Source organism: Kitasatospora sp. NPDC058492, from assembly GCF_042720685.1.
Lineage (GTDB): Bacteria > Actinomycetota > Actinomycetes > Streptomycetales > Streptomycetaceae > Kitasatospora.
Genome location: NZ_JBHXMU010000124.1, coordinates 1 through 6,524 on the forward strand (window position 1 = coordinate 1; position 6,524 = coordinate 6,524).

The window sequence follows — 6,524 nt, forward strand, 5'->3', positions numbered from 1 at the left end:
CGTCCGACAACACCAACTCGACCTTTGGTCGACCCGTCCGCGCCATAGGCCAAGTCTATATTTATGAATGAAATTCAAGACTCAGGACACTAGCGCTGCCGGGCGTACTCGTGTCCGGCCGGGGCCGGGGAGGTCGCTCCCGCCCTCGCCGCCGACCGGCCGGACACGGCGAGCGACAACACCGTCACCACGGTGCCGAGCGCCAGCGCGAACCCCTCCAGCACCACGACCTCCAGGACGCCCGAGGCGTCCGAAACGGCCAGCAGTGCCACCGTGGCGGCGACGACGGTGAACGAACCGAGGCAGTACTGGGCAGCGGACGGACGAGGCATGGCGGGGGGTCCTTCGCGCGTCGGGGGGAACGAGCGGGAATCGTGCCGGTCCCAGAAGTGCTGCCCGGCAAGGGAGTTCGGTAAGTCCAGGCTAACCCGCCGGACCGGGAGCACGGGGGGCGCACAGGCTCACCCCGGGGTCGTCCGCCCCTCGGTACGGTGAACCCGACCGCGCCCGCCCCACCCACCCGGGGGAACACCCGTGCCCATCCCCGCCGACTGGCCCACCACCGAAGCACAGGCACTCGCCGAACAGGAACGCCTGCGCCCCCTCGTCCAGACCCACGACCCCGACGACGCCTACGGTTCCGGGGGCTCCGACGGTTCCGGCTCCGGCAGCGGGGTCGGGCGGCTCATCGCCGGCGTCGACGTCGCCTACGACGACGAACACGACCTCGTCGCCGCCGCAGCCGTCCTCCTCGACCACGACACCCTCGCCGTCGTCGAACAGTCCACCGCCGTCGGCCGCATCCCCTTCCCCTACACCCCCGGACTGCTCGCCTTCCGCGAACTCCCCGCCGTCCTCGACGCCCTCGCCGCCCTCACCCACACCCCCGACACCGTCGTCTGCGACGGCTACGGCCTCGCCCACCCCCGCCGCCTCGGCCTCGCCAGCCACCTCGGCGTCCTCACCGGCCTGCGCACCCTCGGCGTCGCCAAAACCCCGTTCACCTTCCACCACCACGACCCCGACACTCCCCGCGGCTCCACCACCCCGCTCACCGACCCCGCCACCGGCGAAGAAGTCGGCCGCGCCCTCCGCACCCGGCCCGGCGTCAAACCCGTCTACGTCTCCATCGGCCACCGCATCAGCCTCGACACCGCCGTCCGCACCACCCTCCAACTCGCCCCCCACTACCGGCTCCCCGAAACCACCCGGCACGCCGACTCCCTCTGCCGCCGCGCCCTCGCCGACGCCCTCCACACGAGGACGCCTGCGAACTGACCAGGTACCAGGCGGAATTCGGGCCCCGTGTGTTAGACATGAGACACCGGGGCCCAACCCCGGCAGCGACCCACGGACGCACGGGGGAGGCGCCGAAGTGGCAACAGGAACCGGCACGACCGGAGGCGCCGGCCAGGGCTACCGCGTCGAGGTCGAACAACTCCGCGCCTTCGCCGCCCAAGTCCGGCTCCTCCTCGCCGAATTCCAGCACCACGCCGACGGCACCGGCACCCACGGGCGCAGCGGCATCGGCAGAACCGCCTTCGGCACCTTCGCCGAAGCCACCGAGATCCACAACCGCTACAACACCATGCGCGACGGCCTGCGCGACGTCCTCAACCAACTCCAACAAGCCGTCGACGAAGCCCAGAAGAACGCCGAACTCACCGCCACCACCTACGAAGAACACGACCAGCACACCGCGAAGAAACTCAAACTCGGCGACGACGGCTGGTCCGTCGCCAACCCCTCCGCCGGCAGCAAGGCCGCCTACGAGCACACCGTCGCCCCACCCGCCCCCTGACCCCCGGCCACCCCCGGCCGAGCCCGAACGGAGGCGAACCCCCCATGGCCTACACCGACTTCACCACCTACAGCCACGCCCAACTCCGCACCATGGCCCAGGCCCTCAACCCCGGCGAAGTCATGGCCGCCGGCGACCCCTGGCGCCACGCCGCCGACACCCTCAAGGCCATCCGCACCACCCTCACCCGCGCCAGCACCGAAGCCGCCGTCACCTGGGAAGGCGCCACCAGCGACGCCTTCCACACCCGCATGCTCCACCTCGCCGACAGCATCAACAACGCCGCCTCCTACGCCAACGACGCGGCCAACACCCTCCACAACATGTCCGAGGCCATCGCCAAGGCCAAACGCGACATGCCCGAGGAACCCGGCACGTGGGAAAAGGTCAAGGACACCGTCGGCGACGGCGTCTCCTCCGTCTTCGGCGGCGACGACGAACACATCCCCGTCGCCGACCGCCGAAAAGCCGAAGCCGCCACCGTCATGCAAACCCTCGCCATGCACTACCGCATCGCCACCCCCACCCTGAAGCCCCCACCCCCACCGGGAACCCCGTCGAAGCCCGGAGCGCGCGACGACTTCTCCGACAAGACCGGTGCCGACCAAGGCGGGGCGGCTGCGGTGGGCGGCCTCATGACCGGCATGGGGGTCGGCAACATGGGCTCGCCCGGAGGCCTCTTCACTCCATCGGAGACGGAGCCATCGAAGCCTCGGGGTCGCAGGCCGAGCAGCGCCGGTGCCGCCCCGGAGTCGCCGGGTGCCTCGGGAAAGACCTCGGTGGCCTCGGAACCCGGAATCAAGGGCGGGGTGGCCACGGCACCGGTCAAGCCGGGGCCGGTCAACTTCGGCGCGGGAACGACGGTGGACGGTACGGGCACCGCGCCGCCGACGGTGGCCGGGCGGCCGGCGTCGACCGGGGTGACGGGCACGCCGGTCTCCCCGGGGCCGGGCACCCAGACCGCCGCCGGCCCAGGAGGGTTCGGGCCGGGTGGTGGCGCAACGACGCCGGGTCTGTTCGCCGGGGTGAGGGAGAAGCCGACGGTCGTCGAGCGAGAGCCCGGGGGTCGCGGCAGCCTACCGGCCGGGCCCGGTGCAGGCCGCGGCGGCCAGGTCCCCGAAGGCGTCCGCGGTGGCGGCCCGGGTGCCGGAGGCAGGGGCGGTTCGGTGGCCGGTCGGGTCGGGGGCGGGGTGGTGGGCGTCGGCGAACGACCGGGAGCCGTACCGGGTGGCCGGGTGCCCGCCGGGGAGGGCGCCTCCGGCGGCAGGCGGGCTTTCACCGAGGGTGGGTCCGGCCTCGGGCTGCGCAATCGCCCGCGGCCGGAGTCCGCGGGCGTTCCCACGTCGTCCCAGGTGCCCGCGGTTCCGTACGGGGGCGCCCAGGGGCGGGCCAAGGACAAGGAGGGCGGCCGCAAACGGCCGGACTACCTGGTCGAGGACGAGCAGACCTGGGCATCGGAAGGGCCCGTCAATCCGAACGTGGTGAAATGACTCCTGGTCCGCAGACGACCGGGTGATTCGATCGGGGCCCTCGTGGTTCGTGGACCACGGGGGCGCCGCTGTGCTGAGTGGGGTGACCGGGCTTGAGGGACGGGCGACTTGGGCGCGGACTGGCCGTGCTGGCGGCGGGAAGTCTGGTCGTGGCGATCGGGGCGGGTCGGGCCGGCGCGGACAGCATCCGCGACGAGCAGTGGGTGCTCGGCGACTACCGGGCCGAAACGGCGTTGTGGCCGGTGTCGCAGGGCGGCGGTATCACGGTGGCCGTCATCGACAGCGGTGTGATGACCGGCCATCAGGATCTGACCGGACAGGTGGTGCCCGGGGCCGACTTCTCCGGTGACAACGGAGACGGCACGGTTGACGAGGATGGCCACGGCACCGGGATGGCGAGTCTCATCGCCGGTCACGGCCATGGCGACGGTGCCGGCGTCATGGGCCTGGCACCGAAGGCGAAGATCCTCCCCGTCCGCGTGAGTTGGGATTCTGCTGACGCCGTGGCGCAGGCCGGTCTCGTCCGGGCGATCCGGTTCGCCGTCGACCACGGTGCCAAGGTGGTCAACATGTCCATCGGCGGTTACGCCGGGGCCGACCAGGAGACCAGGGCGGCCGTCAAGTACGCCGTCGACCACGACGTGGTCATGGTGGCCGCGACGGGAAACAGCGGGAACGAGGCCACCCATGTCGAGTACCCGGCGGCCTTCCCCGGAGTGGTGGCGGTCGGCGCGGTGGACCGGCAGGGGCGACTGTGGGAGAAGTCGAGCTACGGACCGGAGACCACACTGGTCGCCCCCGGGGCGGAGATCTACCGGGCCAGTGCGAAGACCTCTGCCGGCTACGGCGTGGGCAACGGCACCTCCGATGCCACCGCCTACGTCTCCGCCACCGCCGCGTTGATCCGGGCGAAGTATCCGGAGCTTTCGGCTGGGCAGGTGATCAATCGGATGATCAGGACTGCCACGCCGCCGCGGGACGGGTCGGCGGTGCCGGGGAGCAGGTACGGCTTCGGGGTGCTGGCGCCGGCGAAGGCGTTGGAGGCTGATCCGGTGGTGGACGGCGGGTCTCGGGTGAATCCGTTGGTGGGGCGGGGGGAGTCGCAGGGGGCTGCGAGGGGTGGGGTGACGGAGGAGCCGGGTGGCGAGGCCGTGGTGCCTGCGGCGGGGGCCGGTGGGGGCGGCTGGTTCGGGGTCGGGGTTGCGGTGGGGGTGGCGTTGTGGGGGGTGCTGGTCGGCGGGGTGGTGGCGGTCGTGGTGTGGGTGGTGCGGGTGCGGCGGCGCAGGGGTGCGGGCGGCTGAGGGCGGCGGGCGGGGTGGCAGCATTTTGGTGGCGGTTGGCGTCCTTGCCGCTGGTGGGGTGGGTGGTGGGGTGGCCATGCTGGGGCCATGAGTGCTTCTGAGCGTGGCGTGGATCCGGTGGGTGTGGTCGTTCCGGACGGCAAGGACTGGACGTGGGTGTTGGAACGCCCGTGTCCGGATTGTGGGCTGGATGTTGCGGCGGTGGTGCGGGAGGACGTCGCGGGGATGGTTCGGGCCAATGCGGAGGCCTGGGTGGCGTTGTTGGCCGGGGCCGAGGAGGGTTTGCGTCGGCGGCCGCGGCCGGGGGTGTGGTCGGGGCTGGAGTACGCGTGCCATGTCCGGGACGTGTTCCGGCTGTTCCGGGTCCGGTTGGACCTGATGCTGGCCGAGGAAGCCCCGCTGTTCCCGAACTGGGATCAGGATGAGACGGCGGTCGCCGAGCGGTACGGGGAGCAGGTGCCGGCGGTGGTGGCCGGGGAGTTGGCGGCGGCCGCGGAGGTGCTGGCGGCGGCGTTCGGGCGGGTGGCGGGCGAGCAGTGGGGGCGGACCGGGGGCCGTAGTGACGGGGCGCGGTTCACGGTGGAGTCGTTTGCCCGTTATCTGATCCACGACCCGGTGCATCACTTGTTCGACGTGACGGGCGAGCGGGTCTGAGGGGGCTCACCAGCCGGAGGCCTCCCACAGCATGGTGCGCCGGAGTCGGCCGGCGACGCTGGCGGTGTCGGTGCCGATGACGTCGGCGATCTCGGGGGCGGCTAGGCCGACGACGTAGTGCAGGATCGCCAGGTCGTCGTCGGCGGGGTGGCGGTCCGGTGCGGCGGGCACGTGCCGGGTGTGGTCGGCGACGGTGCTGCGCAGGATCTGCCAGGCGTTCGCGGTGGGGTTGGAGCTGCCCAGCAACTCGCGCCATTGGACGGCGATTTCGGCGAACGCCTGTTGGACGGCGGTGGCCGCGCTGCTGTGCTCGGTCAGCCACACCCGGGCGTAGCTGAGGTACCGGGGGCGGTGGAGTTCGCAGAAGGCGGCGAACTCCAGTGGTACGTCCTCCGGTTCACCGGGCCTCGGGGGCGGCTCGGCGGAACTCGCGTGACGGTTGGTCATCTCGGCTTCTCGGAAAGGGAGATGGGTGGCTGACGGTCGATCATCTGCGCTCACTCTACGATATGCCCTCGGTGCGCTGGGTTACCAATCGGATTGAATGCCCGGAACCCGCCGCCGCTCGGCCGGTTCCGGTGTCGACCGGTGGGGCGCGGTGGTGCAGCGGTGGTGGGGCGGCCGGGCGGAGGATCGGTGGGGGAGGGTGGCGCAGTGGTGCGGGGGGTGTAGTTGCGAGCGCGTCGCGGCTGGTCAGGGGGTGCAGAAGGGCCGTGGTTGCAGGACGGTTGATGTGCCACCGTAGGGCTTATGGAGGCTGGCGTCCACGCCCACGGCGCGAAGCTGCGGCCGCACAACCATCCGCGCAACCACACCTTCGGTCGCGCCCGTACCGGCGTGGCGCGACGGGCCGGATGGGCACCGCCGTGCATGCCTCCGCCGGGGGCGCGCAGCCCGGGTACGGGCGGTGGATGCGGGCGGTGGGTGCGAGGTGGGCGCGCTGCGCGCCGAGGCGGGTGTGGCGGGGGCGTGGCGGCAGGGGTGGTGGGTGGACGGTGCGCTCGCCGTGGCGGCGGCGCACCGGGTGGCCGAGGGGGCGGAGCAGGCGTTGATCCGGGTGGTCCCGCGCCTGCTGGCCGCCACCGTGTACGTCGGCCACGCCTCGGCGGCCTGGGGGCCGAGGCGCGGGCGGGGTGGTCTGCCGTCAGGGCTGCGGTCAGGGCTGCGGTCGGGCCTCCGTCGGGGAGAGGCGGTCGTCGACGGCGCTGCTCCGTTCGACCTGGGCGGGGAAGGATTCGATGGCCCGCCGCCGGGCGAGTTGGGCCGCTGCGGCGGCTG

General features: G+C 72.4%; 7 protein-coding genes. 5 read left to right on the forward strand and 2 right to left on the reverse strand.

Annotated features, from left to right (window positions below; genetic code table 11):
* Positions 1-89: 89 nt before the first annotated feature.
* Entirely contained in the window at positions 90-332 is a 243-nt protein-coding gene (locus ACFWPI_RS39030) for a hypothetical protein (protein WP_380374624.1), read from the reverse strand.
* Between the two features lie 202 nt (positions 333-534).
* Here ACFWPI_RS39030 and ACFWPI_RS39035 point away from each other — a divergent pair, with 202 nt between their 5' ends.
* From ACFWPI_RS39035 to ACFWPI_RS39055, 5 genes are all read left to right on the forward strand, one after another.
* Positions 535-1,278, forward strand: coding sequence for an endonuclease V (locus ACFWPI_RS39035; protein ID WP_380374623.1), 744 nt, complete (start codon positions 535-537; stop codon positions 1,276-1,278).
* A 97-nt stretch (positions 1,279-1,375) separates the two neighbouring features.
* Complete coding sequence (locus ACFWPI_RS39040) at positions 1,376-1,801, forward strand: hypothetical protein (RefSeq protein ID WP_380374621.1); 426 nt, start codon at positions 1,376-1,378, stop codon at positions 1,799-1,801.
* A 44-nt stretch (positions 1,802-1,845) separates the two neighbouring features.
* On the forward strand, positions 1,846-3,291 hold the full coding sequence (locus ACFWPI_RS39045; protein WP_380374620.1) for a WXG100 family type VII secretion target: 1,446 nt from the start codon (positions 1,846-1,848) through the stop codon (positions 3,289-3,291).
* A 203-nt stretch (positions 3,292-3,494) separates the two neighbouring features.
* Positions 3,495-4,592: a S8 family serine peptidase gene (locus ACFWPI_RS39050; RefSeq protein ID WP_380425375.1), complete on the forward strand. Its 1,098-nt coding sequence runs from the start codon at positions 3,495-3,497 to the stop codon at positions 4,590-4,592.
* A gap of 87 nt (positions 4,593-4,679) precedes the next feature.
* Entirely contained in the window at positions 4,680-5,246 is a 567-nt protein-coding gene (locus ACFWPI_RS39055) for a DinB family protein (protein WP_244293449.1), read from the forward strand.
* A 6-nt stretch (positions 5,247-5,252) separates the two neighbouring features.
* On the opposite strand, the gene ACFWPI_RS39060 is transcribed toward ACFWPI_RS39055, so the two are convergent.
* Positions 5,253-5,693, reverse strand: a complete 441-nt coding sequence (locus ACFWPI_RS39060; protein ID WP_063349204.1) for a hypothetical protein — start codon at positions 5,691-5,693, stop codon at positions 5,253-5,255.
* Positions 5,694-6,524: the final 831 nt, after the last annotated feature.

What these genes read in the sequence shown, in the direction of transcription:
- ACFWPI_RS39055 (WP_244293449.1), top strand. Translation starts at nt 4,680, where the DNA reads ATGAGTGCTTCTGAGCGTGGCGTGGATCCGGTGGGTGTGGTCGTTCCG.
- ACFWPI_RS39045 (WP_380374620.1), top strand. Translation starts at nt 1,846, where the DNA reads ATGGCCTACACCGACTTCACCACCTACAGCCACGCCCAACTCCGCACC.
- ACFWPI_RS39030 (WP_380374624.1), bottom strand. Translation starts at nt 332, where the DNA reads ATGCCTCGTCCGTCCGCTGCCCAGTACTGCCTCGGTTCGTTCACCGTC.
- ACFWPI_RS39060 (WP_063349204.1), bottom strand. Translation starts at nt 5,693, where the DNA reads ATGACCAACCGTCACGCGAGTTCCGCCGAGCCGCCCCCGAGGCCCGGT.